General features: G+C 64.5%; 2 protein-coding genes. Both read left to right on the top strand.

Annotated features, from left to right (window positions below; all coding sequences use genetic code 11):
* Positions 1 to 274: transposase family protein (locus IEZ09_RS45945; RefSeq protein ID WP_308427941.1), on the top strand; the 274-nt coding region annotated here is incomplete at its 5' end.
* Positions 275 to 304: 30 nt separating this feature from the next.
* The gene (locus tag IEZ09_RS45940) at positions 305 to 757 is read left to right on the top strand and encodes a hypothetical protein (protein ID WP_189260148.1); all 453 of its coding nucleotides are present in this window, start codon (positions 305 to 307) and stop codon (positions 755 to 757) included.
* Positions 758 to 769 lie beyond the last annotated feature (12 nt).

Genomic DNA, 769 nt, shown 5'->3' with positions numbered 1-769 from the left:
CGAGACCGGCCTGATCGCCTTGGGAGACAAGGGCTACCACGGCTACGACACGACAGGCCGCCACGTGATCACCCCCTGCAAGGGCCGCAACAAGCCCGAATCGCAGAAGGACGCCAACCGGGCCCACGCCCGCCTGCGTGCACCCGGTGAACGTGCCAACGCCCAGCTCAAGACCTGGCGCATCCTGCGCAAACTCCGCTGCTGCCCCCGCCGCGCCGGCCGACTGGCCAAAGCCATCCACGTCCTACAGAACTACGAGATCACCGCAGGATGAAAATGGCTCACCGTCTCCAGCAAATCGCGGATGGCGTGGAAGCGACCGTCGTCGTTCCGGGAGTTCCTCGAAGCGACCGTCGAGGCGTTGGACAAGCTGGAAAAGTCCCTGGTCGGCGATCCGGATCCGCTCTTCCCAGAGCTGGCCGTGCCCGAGCCGGACTTGACCAAGGTCCGAGGCGCATTCGACATGTCGGTAGTAGACCCCGACCAGGCGAAGATCGAGCCAGGCGCCGATGAGGAGACGGTCGCGCGAGCAGAACTATTGCAGAATGCATTGCTCGACATCCGGGGCGACAAGGCCTCTGCCACCGCTCACGTCGACGTCGGCAGAAACGGCATTCCGGCTGGCACGCTTTCGATCAAGCCGGTCAAACATGCCGGCGACAGATTCCGGCTCGACGTCCGCTACCTGGGCGAGTCATCGGTGGAGCCCGTCGTCCCGAGTTGGGCCAAATGTAGTGTGCAGCGGCTCGGGTCTTGATCGCGTCGAGGA

The organism is Lentzea flava (assembly GCF_014648475.1).
In the GTDB taxonomy this organism is placed as follows: domain Bacteria; phylum Actinomycetota; class Actinomycetes; order Mycobacteriales; family Pseudonocardiaceae; genus Lentzea; species Lentzea flava.
Note: the sequence above shows the minus strand (reverse complement) of the source record. Positions and strands in the feature narration are given on the sequence as shown.

Excerpts from the sequence above, each read along its gene's own strand:
- IEZ09_RS45940 (WP_189260148.1), top strand. The coding sequence starts at position 305 with ATGGCGTGGAAGCGACCGTCGTCGTTCCGGGAGTTCCTCGAAGCGACC.